The following is a 24412-nucleotide window of genomic DNA, read 5'->3' on the forward strand; positions in this document are numbered from 1 at the left end:
TAACGGCACGACGATCCATTCCGCAAGGAAAGGCTGGGACTCCCATGGAACAGCGCACTCTGCGAGACCTCCGGGTATCCGCCATCGGCCTCGGCTGCATGGGCATGTCCGCGTTCTACGGCTCCACCGATCATGACGAGGGCATCAGGACCATCCGGCGCGCACTCGAACTGGGCGTCGACTTCCTCGACACCGCGCAGCTGTACGGGCCGCTCACCAACGAGAGCCTGGTCGGCGAGGCGATCAAGGGGCATCGCGACGAGTACGTCGTCGCCACCAAGTTCAACTACCGGATGGACGACGCCGTTCCGGGCGACATGAGCACCGTCGGCCGGCAGGACGGCTCCGCCGAGCACGTACGCAGCTCGGTCCACGGCTCGCTCAAGCGGCTCGGGACCGACTACATCGACCTCTACTACCAGCACCGCGTCGACCCCGATGTGCCGATCGAGGAGACCGTCGGTGCCCTCGGGGAACTGGTCGCGGAGGGCAAGATCCGTCACATCGGCCTGAGCGAGGCCGGTCCCGAGACCCTCCGCCGGGCGAACGCCGTCCACCCGATCACGGCGCTGCAGACCGAGTACTCGCTGTGGACGCGGGACCCGGAGGCAGAGGTGCTGCCCACCTGCCGGGAACTCGGGATCGGCTTCGTCCCCTACTCCCCGCTGGGCCGCGGCTTCCTCGCGGGCCGGTTCTCCTCCCCCGAAGATCTGGACGAGGGCGACTTCCGCCGCACCGGTCCGCGCTTCACCGGCGACAACCTGGACGCCAACCTGCGACTCGCGGCAAAGGTGAAGGAGATCGCCGCGGAGAAGGACGTGACCCCGGCACAGCTGGCGATCGCCTGGGTCCTGGCACAGGGCGACGACCTGGTCCCGATCCCGGGCACCAAGCGACGCACCTACCTGGAGCAGAACGCCGCCGCGGTGGACGTCGAACTCACCAAGGAAGACCTGTCCCGCATCGACGCCGAGCTCCCGCAGGTGTCGGGCGAGCGCTACAACGAGGCCGGTATGAGGAGCGTGAACCTGTAGCGCGGGCCGTGTTCCCCTTGCCGGCGCGGGAATTCCGGGCTGGGGGCGGGGATTCCGGACGGGAATGGTCCGTAACGCGCTGCAGTCTGCGCGTCGCGCGGGCAGCGCGCCGAACGACTGCGCGAGCAGCCCGGCCGCGACCGCGCGGGGACTCGGCCGACCAGCGGCCCGGCGGTCGCCGCGGCGACGAGCCAGCCGACCGGTGCGCGGTCGAGCCCGCGGACGGCGTACGCACGGCTTCCGCCGACGGGCAGCATCTGTGCTCCGGCCCGCGCCACGGTCCCGTTCGCAGCCGAGCGCGGTGCCCGCGAATGACGTCGCCGAGTCCGGGGCCGTAAGGCCCAGCAGACGACCGAAGCGTCGTGGGCCGGCTCGCGCAGCCGCTCGTTTCAGAACGACGTCGTCTGTGACTCCAAGTAGGTCTTCAGGAAGGCGTACTTGGCGTCGCTGTCCGCTGCGGACAGGGGGGGCGAACGCCTCGCCGAGTTGCCTCGTGCACGGCGTGTCCGTGGTGAGGGGCGGCCAGGTCGGCAGGGCGTCGGCGTTGGGGTCGCCGGTGGCCGCGAAGTTCGCCACATAGGACGCGGTGGTGTCGGCGAGGTCGTAGTCGTGTGCCGTCCAGGGCCGGTCGGTGTTGTGGAGGAAGCCGAGCAGGTAGTACACGCCGGCACCAGGCCTCGGCGGCCGCCAACGGGCGGTGGGCACCGGGCACATGGCCGAGCGCGGGGCCCTTGGCGTACCGCACACCGGAGGACAGCAGCGCACGGTGGCACAGGCCGCGGGCCACCCGGGAGGCCAGCAGGATGTTGACGACACAGGCCCCGTGCGACCAGCCGGCCAGGGTCACCCGGTCCGGGTCGCCGCCGAACGCGGTGATGTCCCGCCGCACCCACTCCAGTACGGCGACGGCGTCCAGGACACCCCAATTGCCGGACGCGCCGTACCCCGACTCCGCGCTCAGTTCCGGGTGAGCGAGGCCACCGAAAGGGCCGACGCGGTGGTTGAAGCTCACGAAGACCACGCCCTTGCTCGCCAGTAGCGAGCCGTCGTAGATCTCCTGCCCGGACCACATCGCCGTGTCGCGGCCGCCGTGGACCCACACGAGGACCGGGCGGCGCGGCTCCGAAGTGGCCTCGCCCGTCCAGATGTTGAGGTTCAGGCAGTCCTCGCTGAGCTCGGGGACCTGGCCGTCGGGGATGCCCGTGACAGGCTGCGGGCAGGCCGGACCCCAACTGGTCGCCTTCCGGGTGCCCTCCCAGGACGGCGCCGGTTGCGGCGGACGTCAGCGGTTCTCGCCCGCGGTGGACGCGGCGTACGGGATGCCCTTGTAGACGGTCACCCCCCTCAGCCCGCCCGAGGCACCGGTCACCTGGCCGGACTCCGTCGTCACCGGGTCGGTGGCAGCGCTCCTCGCGGCTCGGCTCTCGGCGGCCGCGGCGTGGGCGCACTCCAGACCGCCGGACAGCGCGGCTCCGGCGGCGACAGCGCGGCACGGCCGAGGAAGCCACGGCGGTCGAGTGCCGCGGACCCGGGACGGTGGGGGACGTCACGCAGGCTCACGGCGACTCCCTGTCCGAACGGGGGGCGGGTGAGTCGCCCCATGCTGCGGCGAACTCCCGTGCGCGGCAAGCGAATCGGCCGGACTCACAGGTTCCGCGGGGAGCGGCCGACGGCGGCGCGCAACGCGCCGTTCACAGGAGCATCACGCCCACGCCCCTTCCGCAGGTGCGGGGCGGGACTACCGTCGTCTGTCCGCCCGAACCGACACGAGTGAGGTCTCATGTCCGCAAGACACATCCTCGTCGGCCTGGCGCTGGTGCCGGTGTTCGCGTTCCCGGTGGCCGCCCACGCGACGACGTCCGGCCCTGCCGGTGTGCCGCCGGTGCCGGCCCACCGGGCCCGCTTCGATCTGCAGGCCCACCGGGGCGGTATCGGCATGACCACCGAGGAGTCCCTGGAGGGGTTCGGCAAGGCGATGCGCCTCGGGGTGTCCACGCTGGAGCTGGACACCCACGTCACCAAGGACCAGAAGGTCGTGGTGAACCACGACCGGCAGATCAGCGCCGCGAAGTGCCGTGACACCGCGCCGGTCACGCCCGGCGACCCGACGTACCCGTACGTCGGGAAGTACATCAAGGATCTGACGCTGGCCCAGATCAAGACCATGGACTGCGGCTACCAACAGCTGCCCGGCTTCCCCGAGCAGGAGGTCGTCAAGGGGTTCCGGATGGTCGAGTTGAAGGACGTCCTGAACCTGGTCAAGAGCTATCACGCCAAACAGGTCAAGCTGAACATCGAGACGAAGGTCGAGGCCGGCGCGCCCGAACAGACCGCACCGCGCGAGCTGTTCGTCCGCCGCGTGTACGAGGAGATCCACCGCTCGGGCATCGAGGACCAGGTCACCATCCAGTCCTTCGACTGGGGCGCGCTGAAGGTGATGCACCGGCTCGCCCCCAAGTGGCCCCTGGTGGCGCTCACCAATTACGACTTCCTGCAGGTCGGTCAGCCCGGTGCCTCGCCGTGGCTCGGCGGGATCGACGCGGACGACTACGACGGCGACTTCGTCAGGGCGGCCGCCACCGTCCCGGGTGTCACGACCCTCTCCCCCAACTACGGTTTCCCGCAGAGCGGCAAGGTCGGCGACCCGGGCTTCCGCTTCTACTCGGACGCCGCCATGGTCGCCGAGGCCCACGCCCGGGGTCTCAAGGTCGTGCCCTGGACCTGCGACGACCCGGCCACCGTGGAGGCGCTGATGGACTTCGGCGTCGACGGCATCATCACCAACTACCCCAATCACGTACGGCAGATCATGGCCGACCGTGGCATGCGCCTGCCCCGGCCGTACCGCCCGCACCGGGAAGCCTGAGCACGCCCGGCGGAGCCCGCCCCCGGCACGCGCGGCGGGCTCCCAGCCCGAAGAGGATGCCGTCGGCGTGCTCCTTCGCCTCGTACGCGCCGGCCCTCTGCTTTCGGTCAGGCGGTCGCCGGTCCGGTCCGCTCGACCAGCCGGGCGAGCTTGTCGAGGGCCATGCGGGTGCCGAGTTCGTTGTCCTCCCGGGGGATCTCGTCGGGGATCCCCTCGTGCACCATGACGACATCGGTCCCGCCGTCGGCCCCGGTCAGCGAGGTGGTCAGGGTCATCGGGCGGCGCAGGGCGCCGTCGTCCGACTCGAACTCGATCTCCTCGACGACCAGTTGGTCCGATACCAGGCGCGCGAAGTGCCCTCGGTACGTGTCCGTGCGTCCGCCGGACTTTCCTGGGACGCCCTGCTCGTCGTAGACGAGCGAAACACGGAAGGCGCCGCCTTCGCGGGCGTCGAACGCGTGGACGTGGGCGGTCATGCCGTCGGGTACGCGCCAGGCGGCGACCGCGTCCGGGTCGACCAGGGCCCGGTAGACGACGGCCGGCGGCGCCTGCAGATGCCGGGAAACTCGCGTGGCGTACATGCCCTCAAGCTACTCCGCCCAGGGGACGGGCGGGCGCGCGGCGGGTGGTCAGACGAGGTGGGCGAAGACGACGAGGTTCTCGGTGTAGTCCCCGACCGCCCGGTCGTAGTCCCCGGCGCAGGTGATGAGGCGTGCCTCGGCGCGGGGTGTGTCGCCGTACACCCGGTGGCTGGGGAACTGGTCCTTCTCGAAGGTCTCGGCACTGTCGACGACGAAGGTCGCGTTCTTCCCGTCGGCCCGTGCCACCGAGAAGTGGTCCCCGGCCTCGAGCTCCCCGAGGTCGGCGAAGACGGCGGCGGACGTGGTCGTGTCGACGTGCCCGGCGATGATGGCGGTGCCCGCCTCTCCGGGCGAGACTCCCCTGGCGTACCAGCCGACGAGGTTCACATCGTCCCCGGGCGGTGGCAGGAGCTGCCCCGACGGGCCGATGGTCAGGGTGGTGAAGGGTGCGTCCACGTCAATCTTCGGGATGAGCAGGCGCGTCGGCGAGGAGCGGGGCAGATGTCTGCCGACCGGGTGCGCGGTGGGCGAGGACCCGCCGGCCTGCGAGGAGTCGGACGGCTTGCCATGACCGCCGATCGCACTGGCGGCCACGAGCAGGATCGCGACACCCCACATCACCATGCGCATGCCGGAGCGGGCGTCCGGTGCGCCCGGCTCCGGCTCGCCGGGGGTCGCGGACGGAGAAGCTGCCATCGGACTCCACCTCACTAGGACACGGCAGCACAGCGGTCACGGCAGCAGAGCGGTCACGGCGGAGGGGAAGCCGACCGCCGGCACGGTGCGCACACGGCGGCGGCCTCGGCTCGGTCGGACGCGGGTCAGGAGGCCTGCTCGGCGACCTTCTTGCGGCGCAGCGCGTACAGGCCGGTGGCACCGACGGCCAGTACCGCCAGCCCACCCGTGGTGACGCCACCCGGTGCGGCGAGGCCGCCGCCTCCGGTGTGCATGCCGCCGCTGGGCTTGTCGGAGTCGTCGCCCCACGAGTCCTTGCCGCGGTCGCTGTCCGACCCCTCGTCGCTGTTGTTGCCGGAGTCCTTGTTCTTGTAGGTCTCGGGGTCGTACTTGCTGTTGTCGCCGTCCGAGCTCCTGTCGTCGCTGCTCAGCATGGCGAGCGCACCGCCACCCGTGTGCATGCCGCCGCGTGGCTCGTCGCGGCTGCCGTCGTCCTCGTCCTCCTTGCTGTAAGAATCGCCCTTGCCGTGAGAGTCACCCTTGCTCTGGGAGTCGCCCTTGCCGTGCGAATTGCTGTCCTCCTTGCTGTAGGAGGAGTCGTCATGGCTTTCGTCACCTCCGGAGGCAAGGGCCACTGGAGCGGCGATCGCGAGGGCGGCGGTCGCGGCCGCCGTGGCCAGGATCATGCGGGCAGAACGCATGTGGGAGTCCTTCCGCCGTGGCCCGGGCAGCCGACACTCCATCAGCTGGAATCACCCGGCCCCGACATGAACCACCGTCAGTCAGGCTCCCGAAGCACACCATCCGGGCCGCCCAGCCGGGTTACCAACACACCCCGGCCAGCCCCTTCTGTGCCGGGATCCGAGACACAGATGGCGGTATGGAGCGGGCGGTACCGGTGCGGAGCCGGTCCGCCGAGCCGCGCACGCCGGACTGCTCCGTTCGAGTCGACGTCCCCGTTTTCCGGGCGCACGATGAAGGCAGGGGTAGTTCGCGCCGCGGGCCGGACGCGAGCCCGCGGTCGGCACGAGGAGGCAAGCCATGACCGTCGCCCCTGCGCGAGAGAGGTCCCGCAAACCGGTCACGCTCCCGCCCGGCGGAGTCGAATCGGAGAACCATCCCTGGCGCATACGTCTGGTCGAGCATCCCAAGCGCTTCGAGTCCTCCTTCTTCCGCGCGGCGAAGCGGGCCGCACAGCAGATCCTGCGTGAGGTGAGCGACGACGACCTGCCCTACGGCCCGCGGCCGCCCGCCCCGGAGCACTGGGAGATGCACCACGGCGGCAGCCTCTGGGTCAAGGGGAAGAGCGGCTGGCGGATGTACCGCGCCCGGGTGGGCATCGAGTGGAGCATGCAGTTCTGCGCGGAACCGGTGAAGGTCGACCGGCTCCGGCGGGAGGCGGCCGAACTCCTCGACGCCTTCCCGCTGACCCTGCCCGCACTGCGGGACCTGGGCTACGAGGAGGCGGAGGAACTGCTGCGCACCCCGGTCAAGGACGCCGACGGCGTCGAGGCGTGGACCGACTCCCTCTTCAACGCCTGCGTGCCGATGAGCCGTGGCAACCACCAGGGGATCCTGCCCAAGGTGCCCGGCGAGCACCACTACCCCTGGCCGGTCAAGGGCGCCGACTTCGTCCGGTACGACGACTTCCAGCTGTGGGTGACCCTGCCCGACGGCACGCATGGCGCCGTCGCTCCGGTGGACCGGCGCGGCTCCGGCGACGGGCATGTGCGGCTGGCCTTCGTGCCCGAGGGCAGCGAGGCGGCCCCGGCGCTGGCCCGGGCGCAGGACCTCGGGCTGATGGCGGTGCTGCCGCCCAACAGCTCCGCCGCCCTCCAGGCGTTCTCGGCGCAGATCACCCCCGGCAGCCGCACCGCTGCCGCCACGCCGGCCGGCCACACGGCACGACACGGCGGCACGCACCCTCCGGGGAACCGGCGCTCCGCCTAGGACCTGCCGCCTCGAACCTCCTGGACCCAGCCCCTTCGCTCTCCTCGCCACGGGCCTCGTCGGCCTCGCCGACGGGGCCCGATGTGCCGGTGTCCGGTGGACTATGGTCGCTTGCGTGAGACTACGCCCCCACCAGCGCGAAGCCGTGGACGCGGTGGTACGCGCACTCCAGCCGCCGACAGGAGCGTCCCTGCCCCCGCGTGGGCTCAGGACCCAGGTGGTCATGGCGACCGGGTCCGGGAAGACCCTCGTGGCGGTCCGCGGCGCCGAGGAGCTGCGCGCGGGCCGGGTGCTGGTGCTGGTGCCGTCGCTGGACCTGCTCGCCCAGACCGAGGCGGCGTGGCGTGCGGGCGGCCGCCGGGGGCCGATGATCGGGGTGTCCTCGCTCCGGGGCGACCAGGCGGTGTTCCCGAACACCACGGACGCGGGGGAACTGGTCGCCTGGGTGCGCCCCTTCGACAAGGTCACGGTCTTCGCGACGTACGCCTCCCTCGGTCTGGGCACGCTGGAGCGGGCGCACGCCGCCGGTCTGCCGGGCTGGGACCTGATCGTGGTCGACGAGGCGCACCGGACCTCGGGGCGGATCGGCAAGCCGTGGGCGGTCGTGCACGACAACGCGCGGATTCCGTCGCTGCGGCGGCTGTACATGACCGCGACGCCCCGGCTGTGGCAGCCGGAGGAGGACCAGCCGGCGCAGGGGGTGCCCGGTGAGCTGGTCGCCTCCATGGACGACGACCCGGACGGCCCCTTCGGCGCCCGCTGCCACACGCTGACGCTGTCGGCGGCGATCGACCGGGGGATCTGCGCGCCGTACCAGGTCGTGTGCGTGGACGTCACCGACACCCAGCTGCAGGCCGCCCAGCTGCTCGGCATGGAGGGCCGCACGGACGAGATGCGCGGGGCCCGGCTCGCCGCTCTGCAGGCCGCGCTGGTGAAGGCGGCCGACGAGGAGGGGCTGCGGCGCACGCTCGTGTTCCACCACCTCGTACGGGAGGCCGAGGCCTTCGCGACGGGCCTGCCGGCGGTCGCGGCGCAGCTGCACACGGCCGAGCCCGGCCGCTACCCGCGCACGGTGTGGGCGGACTGGCTGTGCGGCGACCACGCGCCCCAGCACCGGCGCCGGGTCCTGGACGACTTCGCCCGGGTCGGCGGCCGGGGCACCAGGGCGTTCCTCAGCTCGGTGCGGGTGCTCGGCGAGGGCGTCGACACCAAGCACTGCGACTCGGTGTACTTCGCCGACGTCCGCGGCTCCATGCCCGACCTCGTGCAGGCTGTGGGGCGCGCGCTGCGCATCCGGCCCGGTGAGGGCAAGACCGCGTCGCTGGTGGTGCCGGTGCTGCTCGGGCCGGGCGAGACACCCGACAACATGCTCACCAGCCGGGCCTATGCGGGCCTTGCCCGGCTCCTGGAGGCGCTGCGCGCCCATGACGCGCGGATCGTGGAGCGCCTGGCGGAGCCGCAGGTGCCCAGCCACTCCCCCAAGGGCCGCAATGTGGGCGGGGCGGGCGAGGAGCACGGCGACGCGGAACTCCCGGGCGTGAGCGCCCCTGCCAGGGCCCTGCTGAAGTTCTCCACCCCGCGTGATCCGGCCCGGCTGGCCGCCTTCATCGAACTGCGGGTGATCAACCCGGAACACGCGCACTGGCGGCGCGGTGTCGAGGCGGCCGGCCTCTACGCGCGCGTGCACGGCGATCTGCGGGTGCCGTTCACGTTCCGGGTGCCCGGGGGTGAGGAGGCGGCGGCCGAGGGGTGGCCGGTCTCGCTCGCCGGGTTCCCTCTCGGACAGTGGATCGCCGACGCCCGCCGCTTCCGTACCCGCGGCACCCTCGACGACGACCGCGCCCGTCTGCTCGAACAGCTCGGCATGGTCTGGTCCCACTTCGACCTCGCCTGGGAGGAGGGGCTCACCGCCGCCCGCGCGTGGGCGGCCGAGCACGGGCACCTTCTGGCACCCCACGACGCCACGCACCAGGGGTTCAGGATCGGTGTCTGGCTGAAGAACCAGCGGGCCGCCGCACGGAAGGCGGCCGAGGACGAGGAGCGGCCGGCCGAGGACGCGACGGCGGCACCGGCGGCGGGTGCGCTGTCCGAGGAGCGCCGCGAGCAGCTCGACGAGATCGACCCCGCCTGGTGCCCCGCCTGGCCGGTGGAGTGGCAACGCCGCTTCCATCTCACCCGGCTCCATCTGGAGGAGGGCGGACAGCTGCCCACCGCCGCGGGCGAGGCCGTACGGCAGGGAGAGGACCTCGGCCGGTGGGTGGGCGCGCAGCGCCTCGGCTGGGACGGGCTGACCGTCGGTCAGCAGTGGCTGTGCGAAAACGTTCTGGGGATCGGGCCCGCCGCCGCGGAGGAACGGCCGAAGCCACGTGTGTCGCACGCGGCGACTTGGGCGGTCAACCTGGCCGCCGCCGCGCAGTTCTTCGAGCGCGAGGGCCATCTCGGTGTCCCGCGCAAGCACGTGGAGACCGTCACCGTCGGCTCCGGCGAGGACCGCCAGGTCAAGCTCGGCGCCTGGATCAGCAACCAGCGCAGCCGCGCCGCCGCGCTCGCCCCCGAACGGGTCCGGCAGCTGACCGACCTCGGCATGCGCTGGGCCTAGAGCGGTACCGGAGGGCCAGGTACGCGCGCACTGGCCGGCAGCGGTGAGGACGAGGCGGCGGTGAAGGCCAGTACGGCGTTCTGCCCGCCGAATCCGAAGGAGTTGCTCACCGCGTGCTCCATCCGGTGCGGCCGGGGCGCCTTGGCCACGACGTCCAGGTCCATGGCCGGGTCGAGCGTGTCCAGGTTGGCGGTGGGAGGGATGACCTGGTGCCGGAGCGTCAGCACGGTACAGGCCGCCTCGATGGCGCCGGCGCCGCCGATGGCATGGCCGATGGTGCCCTTGACGGCGGTGACGGGCGGCGGACGGCGGAAGACCTGGCGGAGCGCGTTGTGTTCGGCCGTGTCTCCCTGAGGTGTGGAGGTGCCGTGGGCATTGATGTGATCGATGTCGTCGGGGGCCAGTCCGGCGTCGGTCAGGGCGCCGTTGATGGCGCGTGCCGCGCCGTCGCCCTCGGGGTGCGGGGAGGTGAAGTGGTGGGCGTCGCAGGACGCGCCGAAGCCGGACAGCAGGGCCTGCGGGCGTACGCCCCGGGCGCGGGCGTCCTCGGTGCGCTCCAGGACGAGGACCGCGGCCCCTTCGCCGAGCACGAATCCGTCGCGGTCCCGGTCGAACGGGCGCGATGCCGCCCGCGGCTCGCCCGCCCGGCGGGACAGGGCCCGCATCTGGGCGAAGCAGGCGGCGGTCATCCGCAGCCGGGCCGACTCGCTGCCCCCGGCGAGTACGAGGTCGCAGTGACCGGACAGCAGCCAGTCGCGGGCCAGGCCGATGGCGCTGGTGCCCGAGGCGCACGCGGTGCTGACCGCCATGTTGGGGCCGGTCGCGCCGAGGTCGAGCGCGATCTCGGCCGCGGCCATGTTGGGCACGCTGCGGGGCAGGGCGAGGGGCGAGATCCGTTCCGGCTCCAGGTCCGCGAGCCGGTCGAACTCGGCCTGCCAGCTCTGCATGGACCCGGTGCCGACGCCCATCACGACGCCCACGCGCGCTCCGTCCCAGCCCGCGGGGCGGAGCCCGGCGTCGGCCACGGCCTCCCGGGCGGCGAGCAGCGCGAAGGTGGTGAAGCGGTCGAGGCGGCGGCTGAGCCGGTGCCCCAGCAGGGTGCGTACGTCGACGTCGGGAACCCGGCAGGAGAAGGCGACGGGCAGCCCGTCGAGGCCCGGGTCGGCCGTGGCGGTGGAGATCCCGGCACAGAGCCCCGCCCAGGCCTCGTTCCTGCCGACACCGGCCGGAGTGACCAGCCCCAGACCCGTGACGGCCACCGGCGGCCGCCGCAGGGAACGCCGTGGATTCACCAGCTGCATGAGCGGTGATTATCGATGGCCCGTGCGCTTCCGCCCGCTTCGGCCACTCCGTTCGGCCGAGAGGCGAACGCGCTACCACCCGGATGCGGGAACGGTCCTGCCGGACCGGGTTCGGCTCCTCAGCCCTCGGACATCAGTCCCGCCGCGAAGGTCGCGCCCAGTTCCCAGCACGCCTCGATGTCGGACTTGGCGGGCTCACCGGTCACGGTCACCGCGTCCGCCGTGCGCCGCCAGCCGAGGCCCGTGGTGATCGACTCGATCCCCCGTACGGCTCCGGTGACGTCGTTGCCGCCGTGCACGTAGTAGCCGAAGGGCCGGCCCCGGGTCTCGTCCAGGCAGGGGTAGTAGACCTGGTCGAAGAAGTGCTTGAGGGCGCCCGACATATAGCCGAGGTTCGCCGGCGTGCCGAGCAGATAGCCGTCGGCGGCGAGCACGTCGGACGCGGTCGCCGACAGCGCCGCCCGCCGCACGACCCGTACACCCTCGATCTCGGGCGTCGTCGCACCGGACACGACGGCCTCCAGCATCGCCTGGCAGTTGGGCGACGGCGTGTGATGAACGATCAGCAAGGTAGCCACACCCCGAACCCTGCCGTGGCGGCCCTTCCGTCCGCAAACGGTGGTGGACACCGTGCTCTTCCACGCCTGTCCGGGACTCGTACGGCGCTGTCGGTACCCTCGGATACAGTGTCCCACCTGGATCGATGGGGTGGGAGACGGTGTTGCGGATCACGATGGGGACCGTGCGGGGCGGACTGGCCCCTGTGCTGTTGCTGGCGGGTGTGCTGACGGGTTGCGGCGAGTCGCCCAAGGAGGACCCGAAGGCTTCGGCGACGGCTCGGGCCGAAGGGACGACGGGCGCGTCGGGTGCGGCGGCCAAGAGCGGTGGCACCATCGGCGCCGACGGCTCGGCCTGTGAGCTGCCGGTCACCTTCGCCGTCGCCAAGGGCTGGAAGGCCAAGGCCGTCGACTCCGGTGCGGCTTCGGGCAGTTCGGGCGGCTCCGACAACGAGCTCGCGGAGGATGTCGCCGACGCTCTCCTCCACCAGGGTCCCGTGACGGCCGCGTGCGAGATCGACGCCAAGCCCGCGGGGAACATCGGCTTCCTGCGCGTGTGGACCGGCTCGCCGACCGACGCCGACGCACGCACCGTACTGCGGGCCTTCGTGGCGGCCGAGGACAACACGAGCAAGGAGAAGTACCGCACGTTCAAGGCGGGCGACCTCTCCGGCGTCGAGGTGGAGTACCTCTACACCAGCAAGCTCCTGGACGAGGTGAAGAAGGAACACGCCCTCGCCGTCAGCACTCCGGACGGGCCGGTCGTGCTGCACCTCGGCGGGCTGGACACGGAGGAGCACGAGGCGATGCTCCCGGCGTACGAACTCGCCAAGCGCACGCTGCGCGTGGCCTGAGCGGTCCGGGTGCCCCTTCGTGCACCCGGACCGCGACGGCCGACCGTCGGCGGCGGACGTCACACGGAACGGCGTCCCATGCGGCGCAGCACCACGAAGCCCGCGATCACCAGCAGCGCGCCGAGCCCGGCGGGCCACAGGTTGGCGCCCGTCTCCGCGAGTCCGCCCTGGGCCTGCGGCTGGGTCTGCACGGCGGCTGCCGACGGGTTGTTCGCCGCGGCGGCCGGAGTCTGGGCCGGCTCACCGATCTCGGTGGGCTGGGTCGCCTGACCTCCGCTGCCCTTGTCCGAACCGCTCGTGCCCGAGTCGGTCTTGTCGGAACCGCCCTTGCCGGAGCCGGAGTTCTGCGAACCGCCCTTGCCGGAGTGGCCCTTGTCCGAGGTGACGTGCGTGGGTGACGAGGAGCTGTACACCCGGGGCAGCTCACTGGCGGGAGCGGTCGCCGTACCGGCGTCCGTCGGCTCGGCGGACGGCGGGTCGGCCGGGGCCTGAGAGGGCTGCTCGGTCGCGGTGTCGCCGGGAGCCGGCTCCGCACCGTTGCCGTTGCCGGGCGAGGCCGGGCTGGAGGCCGGCGGCTCGCTGGGGTTCCCGCTCGGGTCCTGACCGGGGTCGGCGCCTGCACCGCACGTGCGACCGGAGTTGATGCAGTCGACCATCTCCTTCATCAGGTTCTCGTCGAAGACGTTGATGAAGTCGCCGTGGTCCGTGACCGGCTTGTGCAGCTGCTCGGGGAAGGAGTCCACGGCGAACAGCGGCACCGTCCGGCCGCCGTCCTGGAGGCTCGGCGCGTCGACGTCGTAGACGATGCGCTGCACCAGCTGCGGAATGGCCTCGAACCCGTTCGGGCAGTTGCCCTCGGCGTCGGCGAACGCCACATGGGTGCGGTGGTTGGCGCTGTCGATGTTGCGGCCGTCCCAGCAGCTCTGGAACTTGAACGTGCGCACGACGTCGCTGCCGGACGGGCACAGCGGGTACTTGTCCTTGAGCTGCCGGTCCTCGAACCCGGTGCAGCTCCACGACGCGTTGGCGTTGGCGGGGCCGTTGACGAACGCCTTGGCGTCGCCGGTGATGATGCGCAGCAGGCGCGGCATCTCCGTGACCTTGCTGCGGGGGTTGCCCACGAAGGTCAGCGTGACCTGCTTGGGCGTGACGATCTGCCCGGCGTTGCCTTCGGTTCCGCCGCCGGGGGCGCCGGCGTCCCGCTCCTGCTTGCCGTTCTGCAGGCGCAGCACGGGCCAGTAGTACGTGGACCTGTCGCCCTTGTCCACACAGCTCGTGTCGCCGTTCGCCAGGTCGTCGTCGCTGGCGAAGGCGTTGTTGGCCTGGTTTCCGACATAGTCGTGGAAGTGGTGGGCGCCGTTGGAGACTCCGGGGGCGACGATCACGTTGTCGGAGTTGAACTTGCCGTTCGCGTTGACGCCACAGCTGCTGCTGAAGGTGCCGCGGGAGGCGTCGGACTGCGGGGCAGGGGTCTGCGCGTTGGGCTGGACGGAGGTGATGTCCGCGTAGTCCGCGACCACCGGGCCGTTGCCGGCCTGGCCGCCGTTGCCCTGACCGCCCCCGGTCTGCCCCTGGCCGCCGTCGGCCGGGCTCTGGCTGGGGGCGCCCTGCCCCGCGTCGCCGCCGGTCTGGCTCTGGTTGCCGGAAGGCTGCAGCGTGCACGCCGCCATGTCATCCAGACCCTGCGGACGGTCACCCACCTGGTCGATGGCCTCCGAGATGCGCCCGATGGCCTCGGTGCGCTTCTCCTTCAGCGGGTTCATGATCGCGTCGTCGGCGGACCCGGAGTTCTGCTGCTGGGCCTGTCCCCACTGCTGCAGTTGCTGGTAGGCCGCGGCGACCTGCTGGTCGAGGAGGGCGAGTTCCTTGTCGACGCTCTCCTTCGCCCCGTCCGGCACATCCGTCAACCGGCTGCCCACGTCCGGGCAGTCGATCGTCGCGCCGGCGGCCAGCACCTGGCCGGTCTGGCTCGACTGGTCCGAGCCGCTCTCGGTGGCGGAGGCATAGACGTTCGCCGCGATCAACCCCCCTCCGCCCAGCATCAGTGCGACCGCTGCGAAGGTCGCGCGTCGTGCGCCTGTCGGGCGTCTGCGCGTATTGCGTCCCACGGAAGTACCTCTGGTCTCGTCGAGGCCGGCTCGGCATGGAAATCCCCCGCCTTATACGGACCCGAAGGCGACCGTGTTCAACGGCCCCAGAGATTCATCGCGACCCCACAGAGAACGGGGACACCGGCGACGACACGGTGTTGATCGTGGTACGGCTCTGTGTCACCGAGGACCCTCAGCACCGAACCTCCAAGCGAATGTCACAAATACGTATCGGACATTTCACACGTCAACCTTCACACGAGGCACACAAGTTGGCTAGGTTGACGACCAGGCCGCACGGCTCGACCGCCCGGACCCGGCAGCTGACTCGGGGGGGCGGAGTACGGAAGGAGTACGTCTCCCATGGCGACGGAGAGCCGCGACGAGGTTCGGCGACGGATCGACAACCTCTACGACCGGGCCGAGAACGCCACGGGGAACTACAACGCGACCCGTGCGATGTCCGCGGGGAACCGTGGCCGCGGAGTTCCGCTCCGCAAGCGGCCGGGCGGGGGCGCCGATCCCGAACTCGACCAGGTGACCCGTCAGTGGTTCGACGCGGCGCGCTCCAAGCTGGGTCCGACCGTGCCCGCCGTACTGCCTGCCGACCGGATGCCCCAGCAGCGCTCGTCCGGGAATCGTGGCGCCGCTCCGGCACGGGGTGGCTTCCCCGGTGGTGAGCTGGAGAAGGCCGCGCGGCCTCTGCCGCCGGAGCTGACCGCCGGGTTGAGCGGCCGGCCCATCGCGGAGCTGCCCGGCCGGTCCGTGCCGGAGTTGCCCGGCCGTCCCATCGCCGAACTGACCGCCCGGCCGGTCGCGGCACTGCCGGCCGCACCCGAGCGGCGGCTGGAGCTGGAGGCGGCCCCCGGCGCGCCGCTGCCCGTGCCCGCTCCCGGGCCGCGTCGGCCCTCACCGGCCGACTCCAAGGGGCAGAACCAGCGCAAGCTCACCGCGGCGCGCGACCTCCTGAGCCGGTACGCAGCCCGGAGCAGCGCCCCGATCGCCGCGATCGAGTCCCTGCCGCCCGCACAGGAATCCTGGTTCCCGCAGCCGGCCCTCGGCGCGACGGACTCCTTCACCACCGGCACCCTGCCCGTCCAACCGGCCGTCCCCGGCGCGGCCATGACCCCGTTCGCCACGGACCCCCTCACCGGCACGGGCTCCTTTGCGACCGGCACCCTGCCCCTGCAGACGGACATGCCCGCCGTCACGGCAGACCCCTACGCAACGGACCCCTACGCAACCGGCTCCCTCGCCACCGGTTCCTTCGCCACCGGCGCCCTCACGGACACCGGTTCCTTCGCAGCCCCCGTCGGCGCGGGCGGCGTGCCGGAGTCGGTGTACGGCGGCAAGGCCATGAAGGCGCTCGCCTTCGCCCGCGCGCAGATCGGCAGGCCGTGTGTCTGGGGTGCGATGGGGCCGGACTCGTACGACTGCTCCAGCCTCACCCAGGCCGCGTGGAAGGCCGCCGGGGTCGCGCTGCCGCGTGCCGCGGCGGAGCAGGCCCACGCGGGGACGCCGGTCGCGGTGGCCGACATCCAGATCGGTGACCTCGTCGTCTTCTTCGACAACGCGAGCCATGTCGGTTTCTGCACCGGCAACGGAATGATGATCCACGCGCCGGGTCCGGGCTCGTCCATCCGCGAGGAGTCGATCTACGGCGCCGGGGAGTCGGCGATCCACCAGGTGATCAGGCCCGCGTGAGGCCCGGGGCGCGGTCGTGCCGGGTGCCATTCACCTGCGTCGGGCGCGCCAACTCTCGTAGTGGTCCAGGAGGGTCTCCTCGATCGGGCGGTAGGTGATGCCCAGTTCGCGCACGCTCCTGTTGTTGTCGACCCGGAAGCGGATGCCGAGGTGTTTGCGGATGTAGTCCTGGGTCAGGCCGAAGGCGGGGCCCAGGACGCGCACCGGCCAGTGCGGGAGCGCGGTGCGCGGCAGACGGAGGTCGCGGGGATGGCGGGTGCGGATGATGCGGGACATCTCGTGGAAGGACGTCATGGTCTCGGCCGCGACGATGTAGCGCCCCTTGGCCTCGGGGTTCTCCGCCGCCGCTATGTGCGCGTCGGCCACGTCGCGTACGTCCGCCGTCGTGAAGCTGAAGTCCGGGGCGCCGTAGCAGAAGTAGCCCTTGAACAGCTCGTCGAGCAGGAACAGGCTGCCGGACTCCGAGGCCGGGGTGAGTGAAGGGCCCAGGATCAGGCCGGGGTTGACCGAGACCATGCGCCAGCGGTCCTGGGCGGCCTCGGCCTCCCAGGCGGCGCGTTCGGCGACGGTCTTGGCGTAGTGGTAGGGGTTGTCGGCCACCGTGCTGGTGGTGTTGAAGTAGCGCTCCGAGAGCACCTGTTCGTCCATGTCGAGGACGTCCGCGTAGTCGCCGAACATCGCCCCGACCGTCGAGGTGAAGACCAGTGTCGCCACGGTCGGCGTCCGCTCCACGCTGCCCAGGACGTTGCGGGTGCCGAGCAGGGCAGGGTCCACCATGTCCCGTTGGCCGTCCTCGATCTTCTCCGGCATGAAGAACGGCGAGGCGACATGGAAGACGACGGAGCAGCCGCGCAAAGCCTCGTCGAAGGAGCCCTCGGTGAGCAAGTCGGCCTGGAAGAGGGTGAGTCGGTCGGGGAACGCCTCTTGCAGGTCCCACAGCGGCCGTACCTTCGCCGGGTTCGCGGTGTTGCGCACGGTGGTGCGGACCCGGTATCCCCGTTCCAGCAGACGCCGTACGAGATGGCTGCCGACGAACCCGCTGCCGCCGGTCACCGCGACGGTCGTCTCCCCGCGTCCACCCACGCTGTCACTCCTCGGTTCCGGCCGACGGTTCGTCGTGGAGCGGGATGATCCCGGTCCCGGCCCAGCCTCGGGCATGCCCATGACCGGTGTCCACCCGCCTGCACGGGCCCGCGACCTGCGCGTCTCCCCAAGGGGCATAAGATCGACTTATGGGGTCATAGACCGGACCCGTGTACTGACTTAGGGCTGCCTCAGCTTAGGCTCCCCGTACGAGTCGCCTGTTTTCGCTCGAAGGGAACCTGATCATGCCGCGCCCCCTGCGGGTAGCCATCGTCGGAGCCGGCCCCGCCGGGATCTACGCCGCCGACGCTCTGCTCAAGTCCGAGGTGGCCGCCGAGCCCGGCGTGTCCATCGACCTCTTCGAGCGGATGCCCGCCCCCTTCGGCCTGATCCGCTACGGCGTCGCTCCGGACCACCCCCGCATCAAGGGCATCGTCACGGCCCTGCACCAGGTGCTCGACAAGCCGCAGATCCGTCTGTTCGGCAACGTCGACTACCCGACGGACCTCAACCTCGACGATCTGCGCGCCTTCTACGACGCCGTGATCTTCTCGACCGGCGCGACGGCCGACCGCGACCTGTCCATACCCGGCATCGACCTCGACGGCTCCTACGGCGCCGCGGACTTCGTCTCCTGGTACGACGGCCACCCGGACGTGCCGCGCACCTGGCCGCTGGAGGCGGAGAAGGTCGCGGTCCTCGGCGTCGGCAACGTCGCCCTGGACGTGGCCCGCATCCTGGCCAAGACGGCCGACGAGCTGCTGCCGACGGAGATCCCGCCGAACGTCTACGACGGCCTCAAGGCCAACAAGGCGCTGGAGATCCATGTCTTCGGCCGACGGGGCCCGGCACAGGCGAAGTTCAGCCCGATGGAGCTGCGGGAGCTGGACCACTCCCCCACCATCGAGGTCATCGTCGATCCCGAGGACATCGACTACGACGCGGGTTCGATCGAGACGCGGCGCGGCAACAAGCAGGCCGACATGGTCGCCAAGACCCTGGAGAACTGGGCCATCCGCGATGTCGGCGACCGTCCGCACAAACTGTTCCTGCACCTCTTCGAGTCGCCCGCCGAGATCCTCGGCGAGGACGGCAAGGTCGTCGGCCTGCGCACCGAGCGCACCGCACTCGACGGCACCGGCAACGTCAAGGGCACCGGCGAGTTCAAGGACTGGGACGTCACGGCCGTCTACCGCGCCGTCGGCTACCTGTCCGAGAAGCTGCCCAAGCTGCCCTGGGACCTCGACTCCGGCACGGTCCCGGACGAGGGCGGCCGTGTCGTCGAGGACGGCGGCGCGCACCTGCAGTCCACCTACGTCACCGGCTGGATCCGGCGCGGCCCGATCGGTCTGATCGGCCACACCAAGGGCGACGCCAACGAGACGGTGTCCAACCTGCTGGACGACTTCGCGGGCGGCCGTCTGCACACACCCGCCTCGCCCGAGCCCCAGGCCGTGGACGCCTTCCTCGCCGAGCGGGACGTCCGCTTCACCACCTGGGAGGGCTGGTACCGCCTCGACGCCGCCGAGAAGGCGCTGGGCGAGCCGCAGGGCCGCGAGCGCGTGAAGATCGTCGAGCGTGAGGACATGCTCCGGGAGAGCGGGGCGTAACTCCCGGACCGGATATGCGGCGGGGGGGCGGGCGGCCGGTGGCCGCCGGCCCCCCGCTCGTCCATCACTCCCGTACGGCCCGGGCGAACAGTTCGTGCAGCGGCACCGGTGACAGGAGCCGGGCGAACGGGCCACGCGCGTCCTTGCCCACGACCCCGGCCAGATGGGTGGACAACTTGCGGCTCTCGACCGGCAGATGGGGCGCGTCCAAGGTCTGCCACTCGCCCGGGACGAACGCCGTGCGTCCGGCGCGGGCCCGTCTGCCGGTCTGCACCGCTCCGACGGCCACCAGCTCCGCCTGGGCGGCCTTGTGCCGGGCGGCCGTCCAGCCGTTCCAGCGGCGGATGTTGCGGTCCGTGGGCCGGACAAGCGCGCGGAGTTGCAGGTGGAGGGTGGCGGCGTCGGGGCCGACACCGAGTACGCCGGAGGTCTCGGCGACGAGGTCCGGGGCGCTGAGTGCCGGGTTGGCCTCGTACCCGCCGGCGGGCACCGGCGTCGTCGTGGCTCCGGCCGCCATGCGGTCCAGCCCGTCCAGCAGCGCCCGGGTCTTCTCCAGGCGCTCCGGCAGCCAGGGCAGCTCCAGCCGGTCGCACAGGGCGAACGCCCGCTCCAGGCGCCCCGGTTCGGCCAGTGCCGCCGGACGCAGAAACACATCGGCGCCGGGGACGGCGACGACGAACAGCCCGTCGTCGACCGCCGTGGACACGGTGACCCCGTCGCGCAGCGGTTGCGGACACGGGAGTACGACGCCTTCGTACGGCCGGAATTCCGCGTCCCCGGCGGCGAACCCGGCGAGGGACTTGTCCCTGCCCACGTCGATGAGCGTTCCGGGGTCGTCCAGCCGCGCCCGCAGCCGCTCGTACAGCTTCCAACGTCCCTGTTCCGGAGGTCTGTTAACGTCCTGCGGTGTTCTCCCTTCGTGAACCCGCCTTCTTCACCCGCCTGCGCGACGCGCGGCGGGTGCTCGTCGTCGGAGCGGGCGGCGGCTTCGACGTCTACGCCGGACTTCCGCTGACCCTCGCCCTGCGGGCGGAGGGCAAGGAGGTGCATCTGGCGAACCTGTCCTTCGCCGACCTGTACGGCCTGGACCTGGATGTGTGGGTGGACCAGGACGTCGCGGCGGTCCGCCCGGACACACCGCTGCGCGGCGACTACTTCCCGGAGCGGGCGCTCGCCCAGTGGCTCGCGGCACAGGAGCTGCCGTCCACCGTGTACGCGTTCGCCCGCACGGGTGTCGGCCCGCTGCGGGCCGCCTACCGCGCGCTCCTCGCGCATCTGGGCGGTGTCGACGCCGTCGTGCTGGTGGACGGCGGGACGGACATCCTGATGAGGGGCGACGAGCACGGGTTGGGCACTCCGGAGGAGGACATGGCCAGCCTGGCCGCCGTGGACGGGCTCGACGAGGTCCCGCACCGGCTGGTGGCCTGCCTGGGCTTCGGCGTGGACGCGTATCACGGCGTCAATCACTCGCTGGTCCTGGAGAACCTTGCCGCCCTGGACCGCGAGGGCGCCTACCTGGGCGCGTTCTCGCTCCCCAGGGAGAGCCGCGAGGGCGCCCTCTACCTCGACGCGGTGGCCCACGCCCAGCAGGCCACCGCGAGCCGTCCCAGCATTGTCCAGGGGTCCGTCGCCGCCGCCGTGCGCGGCGATTTCGGCGACGTGCGTTTCACCGAGCGGACCAGGAACAGCGAGTTGTTCGTCAACCCGCTGATGGCCCTGTACTTCTGCGTGGACCTGCCCGGACTCGCCCGGCGCAACCTCTACCTCGACCGCCTGGCCAAGACGTCCCTGATGCGGCAGATCAGCACGGTCATCGCGGAGTTCCGCGACGAGCTGCCGCGGCAGCGGCCGCCCCGGGCCTTCCCGCACTGAGGGGCGAGGACGGCCACACGTGGCACGGCAAGCGAACAGGGCCCTCCCCTAAGCGGATGGGCGGGCGGGCCCCGTTCACCGGACCCATTGTCGTGGTCCGGACAGGTCACCGGCATGAGTGAACGACGATCACGTGAAGTGCGGCATACGCACCCCGAGTGCGGCGCACACTTCCCGTGTGTACCGGGCCGGTTCCCGGGGGTGCGGCGCCTCGGCGCTCCGGACCCGCCGCGGACGACCCGCCGCAGATGCCCCCAGCCGACGTGCCACGATCGCCGAGAGTGATACTGGAAGGCCCACCCCGCCCCCGACGCAGATTGGCCCATGTCGAACTCCGCCACCGACAGCCCCACGACCCCCGACACGGTGTGGCCCGCCCGCGGCCGCCACATCGGCCCCGACGCCGAGGACGTCCTGCGCCGGCACCTGAGCCGGCTCAAGGACAATGAGGTCCTCGACGACTTCACGGAACCCAAGACGACCGAGGACGACCCGGAGCGGGTCTTCGAGGCACGCTGGCGGGTCGCCGATGAGGTGACGGTGCGGGCCCGCCTGACGCTCGCGCCCCCGCGGGAGCAGGAAGAGGGGCGGGTGTGGCAGCTCCTGGCCGAGGCGGAGCAGCCCTGGAGCGAGTGGTGGCCCTCCCCCGCCACCATGTTCTGGCCCGACGAGGACGAGGCCTCCTGGGACCACCACCATGCCGTGACCGGCCTGCGCCTGGGCGGTGTCGGCCCGCTCCCGTCCGACGACAAGGCCATGCGGCGCGTCATCAGGAACGCCGCGCGAGAGTCCTGGTCCGTCAACGTCGTCGTGCACGAGGCCATGACCCCGGACGAGCGCGGCCGGCAACCGCTGGCGCAGCTGCTGCCGCCGGGGCTGCGGCACCGCGTGGTGGAGCACCGCGCCGCGCCGCACCAGCTGCGCGCCGTCAACTGGGCGCTGCGCGACCTCGGTGTCTGGGTGCCGCGCGGCGGAGCCGTGATCGTGCCCCCGGATCCGGCACCGGCCGGCTACGACGGCCCGGAGTACGCGGTGCGCAGCGTGTTCCTGGACGGCTCCGAACCCACCGAACTGCTGGATGTGCTGCGGCGCTTCGCGGCCGTGGCGAAGCCGATGCCGCGGGGCGTCGAGGAGGCGCTGACCGGGCTGCGCGAGCGGTGGACGCTGCTGACCCTGGAGGAGGAGCTGGCCCGCGAACGCAGGCTCGTGGCCATGTACGCCGAGGCGCTGGAGGCGATGACCCGGTCCCGGGACCTCTACCGGGACGCCGCCGAGCGGGCCCACGAGGCGCTGGCGGCCTACAAGGACACGCCGGCCCCGCCCGCCGGTCAGCCCGGCGCCCCGGCAGCCTCCCCGTTCCGGCAGCTGACACGTACCTTTGAACGGTGGAAGGGCACCGCCAAGGGGCTGCCCCCGGCGCCCACCACCGCTGATGCCTCGCGGGACGGGGACGACACCGGCGAGGCCGACCAGGCGTCGTAGAGGTCAGGAGGCCCCATGGACACCACCACGACCGTGCTCGTGGTCGCCGCCGTGGTCGCGGCGGCCCTGCTCGTCGTGGCCGTAGGCCTGCTGGTGCGGCTGGTCGGCGCCCGGCGGACGCTGCGGCGGGCCGGACTGCCGACGGGGCCGCGCTGGGTCTTCTGGGGTGCCGTCCTCTATCTGGTCCTGCCCACCGACCTGCTGCCCGACCCGGTGTATCTGGACGACATCGGCGTCCTGCTGCTGGCCCTGCGCTCCCTGCGCGCCGCCCGTACGCTGCCGACGGACGGGGCCGAGTCCTGAACCGGCGCACCCGCCACGCTCTCGGGTGCCTCACCATGGGGTGATGCAACCGACCTTCACCGGTGTGTCCGGTCTCTCCGCGACGCCCGAAGTCGCCGTGGTCGTCGATGTGATGCGCGCGTTCACCGTGGCCGCCTGGGCCTTCCGGCGCGGGGCGGAGAAGATCGTCTTCACCGGCACGCTCGACGAGGCCCTGGAGCTGAAGACCCGCAACCCGGGCTGGCCGGCCTTCCAGGACGGTCCGCCGGTGCCGGGGTTCGACCTCGCCAACTCACCTGCCCGGCTGCGGTCGCTCGACGTCGCGGGCCGCACGGTGGTGCAGAAGACCACCGCCGGGACCGTGGGCGCCCTGGCGGTGGCCGACGCCCGACTCCTGCTCTGTGCGAGCTTCGTGGTGGCGGAGGCGACGGCGCGGGTGCTGCGGCACACGTGGCCGGACGCGGTCACCTACGTGGTCACGGGGGACGGCGGACAGGCGGAGGAGGACCTGGCGTGCGCGCAGTACATCGCGGCACGGGCCGTGTCCGGCGCCACCGACGCCGCACCGTTCGTCGACCGGGCCAGACGCTCGGACGCCGCGGCGCGCCTCGCCGACGGGGTGCGTCGCGGCTGGGGCGGTGTCCACGCCGAGGACGTGGATCTGTGCCTGGAGATGGACACCTTCCCGTTCGCCATGGCGGCCGCCCGGGAGGACAACCACCTGGTGCTGCGCCCGGTGAAGAACGAGTAGCCGCGCTGACCTGCCCGGTGCCGTCAGCGCGAGCGCAGTGTCTCCGAGGGGAGTTCGCCGAACCGGGCGCGGTACTTCTCGGCGAACCTGCCCAGATGGCCGAAGCCCCAGCGGTAGGCCACCGCGCCCACGGTCGTCGCGTCGGGGTCGGCGGCAGCGAGTTCGGCGCGGACCCGGTCCATGCGCACGTCCCGCAGATACGTCATGGGCGAGCTGCCGACCTGACGGCGGAACACCTCCTGCAGCCAGCGCGCGCTCACCCCGGCGAGGTCCGCGAGTTCCGTGGTGGTGTACGGGTGCTCCGGCCGGGCGTGGATGGCGTCCACGACGCGCTTGACCGGCCGGGCGAAGCCGCTCGGGACCGGCCGGTCCAGGGCCTCCCGATAGGCGTGGTCGGTGGCCAGCAGCAGTCCGGTGAGCAGCGAGTCCCGCATCCGGGCGGCGAGCAGCGGCTGCCGCAGGAGCCCGCGGTCGTCCATGGTCTCGTCGACCACGAGCCGCAGCAGCCGCGCCCAGGTGCGACCCGGCCCGGTGGTGAGGTCCATCGTCCGTGCCAGCCGCAGCGAGGGGCCGACGGCGTCGCCGGTGAGCGCCTCCAGGTGCCGTACGAGCGCGCGGGGCTCTATCTTCACGGCGAGCAGCCGGCAGTGGCGGTCCCATCGCTCCAGCGTCGTCCGCCCCTCGGGCTGGAACACCCCGGCTCGTGCGGGGCCGGCCACCGCCACGTCCTGTGCGGCCTGCCGCCAGGCCAGGTGACCCGTCAGGGGGACGTCGACGTGGTAGGCGCCGAGGTCGTCGAAGCGCATCCGGACGTCCGCGCCGCAGCGCAGCTCACCGAGGGTCAGCGGGCCGAGGCGGGCCATCTCGAAGTCCGCGTCGAGGCTCGCCCCCGGCTCCAGCAGGTCCATGACGGTGTCGTAGAACAGGGCACCGATCGCGGCACGGGCCTCGTCGAGGTCCGCCGTGCGCAGAGTGAGACGTGTGCGTGCCGGGTCCGTGCGCTTCGGAAAGTCAGCGGTCTCCGCCACGGGACGCGGCCTCCTCTCGATGACTGGGCCGACCCGTTCCGCCAGCCTAGGGGCCGGACCCCGAGCGGCATACAGGGCGGTCACGGCACCGAC

Annotated in this window: 20 protein-coding genes and 1 pseudogene; 11 read left to right on the forward strand and 10 right to left on the reverse strand. The window is 72.0% G+C overall.

Annotation, left to right across the window (positions count from 1 at the left end):
• The first annotated feature begins 44 nt into the window (after positions 1-44).
• The gene (locus ACZ4EG_RS09390) at positions 45-1034 is read left to right on the forward strand and encodes an aldo/keto reductase (RefSeq protein WP_453546307.1); all 990 of its coding nucleotides are present in this window, start codon (positions 45-47) and stop codon (positions 1032-1034) included.
• Positions 1035-1458: 424 nt separating this feature from the next.
• Here the strand turns inward: ACZ4EG_RS09390 and ACZ4EG_RS09395 are convergent.
• A pseudogene (locus ACZ4EG_RS09395) lies at positions 1459-2304 on the reverse strand (carboxylesterase family protein); the annotation flags it as partial.
• Between the two features lie 510 nt (positions 2305-2814).
• On the opposite strand from ACZ4EG_RS09395, the gene ACZ4EG_RS09400 reads away from it, so the two are divergent.
• Entirely contained in the window at positions 2815-3900 is a 1086-nt protein-coding gene (locus ACZ4EG_RS09400) for a glycerophosphodiester phosphodiesterase family protein (protein ID WP_467790185.1), read from the forward strand.
• Between the two features lie 107 nt (positions 3901-4007).
• On the opposite strand, the gene ACZ4EG_RS09405 is transcribed toward ACZ4EG_RS09400, so the two are convergent.
• From ACZ4EG_RS09405 to ACZ4EG_RS09415, 3 genes are all read right to left on the reverse strand, one after another.
• Positions 4008-4481 carry an SRPBCC domain-containing protein gene (locus ACZ4EG_RS09405; RefSeq protein WP_467790186.1) on the reverse strand — a complete coding sequence of 158 codons (474 nt, stop codon included), beginning with the start codon at positions 4479-4481 and terminating at the stop codon, positions 4008-4010.
• Positions 4482-4529: 48 nt separating this feature from the next.
• Positions 4530-5177 carry a class F sortase gene (locus tag ACZ4EG_RS09410; RefSeq protein WP_453546303.1) on the reverse strand — a complete coding sequence of 216 codons (648 nt, stop codon included), beginning with the start codon at positions 5175-5177 and terminating at the stop codon, positions 4530-4532.
• Between the two features lie 125 nt (positions 5178-5302).
• Positions 5303-5857 (reverse strand): hypothetical protein, encoded by a 555-nt coding sequence (locus ACZ4EG_RS09415; protein ID WP_453546301.1) that lies wholly within the window; start codon positions 5855-5857, stop codon positions 5303-5305.
• 340 nt (positions 5858-6197) lie between these two features.
• Here ACZ4EG_RS09415 and ACZ4EG_RS09420 point away from each other — a divergent pair, with 340 nt between their 5' ends.
• Both ACZ4EG_RS09420 and ACZ4EG_RS09425 read left to right on the forward strand, forming a co-directional pair.
• Positions 6198-7106, forward strand: coding sequence for a DUF6424 family protein (locus ACZ4EG_RS09420; protein ID WP_453546299.1), 909 nt, complete (start codon positions 6198-6200; stop codon positions 7104-7106).
• Between the two features lie 103 nt (positions 7107-7209).
• Positions 7210-9705 (forward strand): helicase associated domain-containing protein, encoded by a 2496-nt coding sequence (locus ACZ4EG_RS09425; RefSeq protein WP_467790187.1) that lies wholly within the window; start codon positions 7210-7212, stop codon positions 9703-9705.
• On the opposite strand, the gene ACZ4EG_RS09430 is transcribed toward ACZ4EG_RS09425, so the two are convergent.
• The gene (locus ACZ4EG_RS09430) at positions 9702-11006 is read right to left on the reverse strand and encodes a beta-ketoacyl-[acyl-carrier-protein] synthase family protein (protein ID WP_467790188.1); all 1305 of its coding nucleotides are present in this window, start codon (positions 11004-11006) and stop codon (positions 9702-9704) included. The two genes, ACZ4EG_RS09425 and ACZ4EG_RS09430, sit on opposite strands and share 4 nt — an antisense overlap.
• A gap of 119 nt (positions 11007-11125) precedes the next feature.
• Positions 11126-11584, reverse strand: coding sequence for a flavodoxin family protein (locus tag ACZ4EG_RS09435; protein WP_453546294.1), 459 nt, complete (start codon positions 11582-11584; stop codon positions 11126-11128).
• Positions 11585-11709: 125 nt separating this feature from the next.
• Here ACZ4EG_RS09435 and ACZ4EG_RS09440 point away from each other — a divergent pair, with 125 nt between their 5' ends.
• A complete protein-coding gene (locus ACZ4EG_RS09440; RefSeq protein ID WP_467790189.1) occupies positions 11710-12417 on the forward strand; it encodes a lipoprotein in 708 nt (235 codons plus the stop codon).
• 59 nt (positions 12418-12476) lie between these two features.
• Here the strand turns inward: ACZ4EG_RS09440 and ACZ4EG_RS09445 are convergent, their stop codons facing one another.
• A complete protein-coding gene (locus ACZ4EG_RS09445; protein WP_467790418.1) occupies positions 12477-14459 on the reverse strand; it encodes a DUF1996 domain-containing protein in 1983 nt (660 codons plus the stop codon).
• Between the two features lie 411 nt (positions 14460-14870).
• Between ACZ4EG_RS09445 and ACZ4EG_RS09450 the strand changes: the two genes are divergently transcribed.
• On the forward strand, positions 14871-16211 hold the full coding sequence (locus ACZ4EG_RS09450) for a C40 family peptidase (RefSeq protein ID WP_467790190.1): 1341 nt from the start codon (positions 14871-14873) through the stop codon (positions 16209-16211).
• Positions 16212-16241: 30 nt separating this feature from the next.
• On the opposite strand, the gene ACZ4EG_RS09455 is transcribed toward ACZ4EG_RS09450, so the two are convergent.
• On the reverse strand, positions 16242-17294 hold the full coding sequence (locus ACZ4EG_RS09455; RefSeq protein WP_453546289.1) for an NAD-dependent epimerase/dehydratase family protein: 1053 nt from the start codon (positions 17292-17294) through the stop codon (positions 16242-16244).
• A 245-nt stretch (positions 17295-17539) separates the two neighbouring features.
• Between ACZ4EG_RS09455 and ACZ4EG_RS09460 the strand changes: the two genes are divergently transcribed.
• Positions 17540-18904, forward strand: coding sequence for an FAD-dependent oxidoreductase (locus tag ACZ4EG_RS09460; protein ID WP_453546286.1), 1365 nt, complete (start codon positions 17540-17542; stop codon positions 18902-18904).
• 64 nt (positions 18905-18968) lie between these two features.
• Here ACZ4EG_RS09460 and ACZ4EG_RS09465 read toward each other — a convergent pair whose 3' ends face one another.
• A complete protein-coding gene (locus tag ACZ4EG_RS09465) occupies positions 18969-19718 on the reverse strand; it encodes a hypothetical protein (protein ID WP_467790191.1) in 750 nt (249 codons plus the stop codon).
• Between the two features lie 92 nt (positions 19719-19810).
• Between ACZ4EG_RS09465 and ACZ4EG_RS09470 the strand changes: the two genes are divergently transcribed.
• From ACZ4EG_RS09470 to ACZ4EG_RS09485, 4 genes are all read left to right on the forward strand, one after another.
• On the forward strand, positions 19811-20776 hold the full coding sequence (locus ACZ4EG_RS09470; RefSeq protein ID WP_467790192.1) for a DUF1152 domain-containing protein: 966 nt from the start codon (positions 19811-19813) through the stop codon (positions 20774-20776).
• Between the two features lie 324 nt (positions 20777-21100).
• Positions 21101-22258: a hypothetical protein gene (locus tag ACZ4EG_RS09475; RefSeq protein ID WP_467790193.1), complete on the forward strand. Its 1158-nt coding sequence runs from the start codon at positions 21101-21103 to the stop codon at positions 22256-22258.
• Between the two features lie 15 nt (positions 22259-22273).
• Positions 22274-22561 carry a DUF1232 domain-containing protein gene (locus ACZ4EG_RS09480; protein WP_453546278.1) on the forward strand — a complete coding sequence of 96 codons (288 nt, stop codon included), beginning with the start codon at positions 22274-22276 and terminating at the stop codon, positions 22559-22561.
• A gap of 43 nt (positions 22562-22604) precedes the next feature.
• Entirely contained in the window at positions 22605-23291 is a 687-nt protein-coding gene (locus tag ACZ4EG_RS09485) for a 2-phosphosulfolactate phosphatase (protein ID WP_467790194.1), read from the forward strand.
• 23 nt (positions 23292-23314) lie between these two features.
• Here the strand turns inward: ACZ4EG_RS09485 and ACZ4EG_RS09490 are convergent, their stop codons facing one another.
• Entirely contained in the window at positions 23315-24319 is a 1005-nt protein-coding gene (locus ACZ4EG_RS09490; RefSeq protein WP_467790195.1) for an AraC family transcriptional regulator, read from the reverse strand.
• Positions 24320-24412: the final 93 nt, after the last annotated feature.

It is taken from the genome of Streptomyces sp. NPDC025638 (assembly GCF_055558775.1).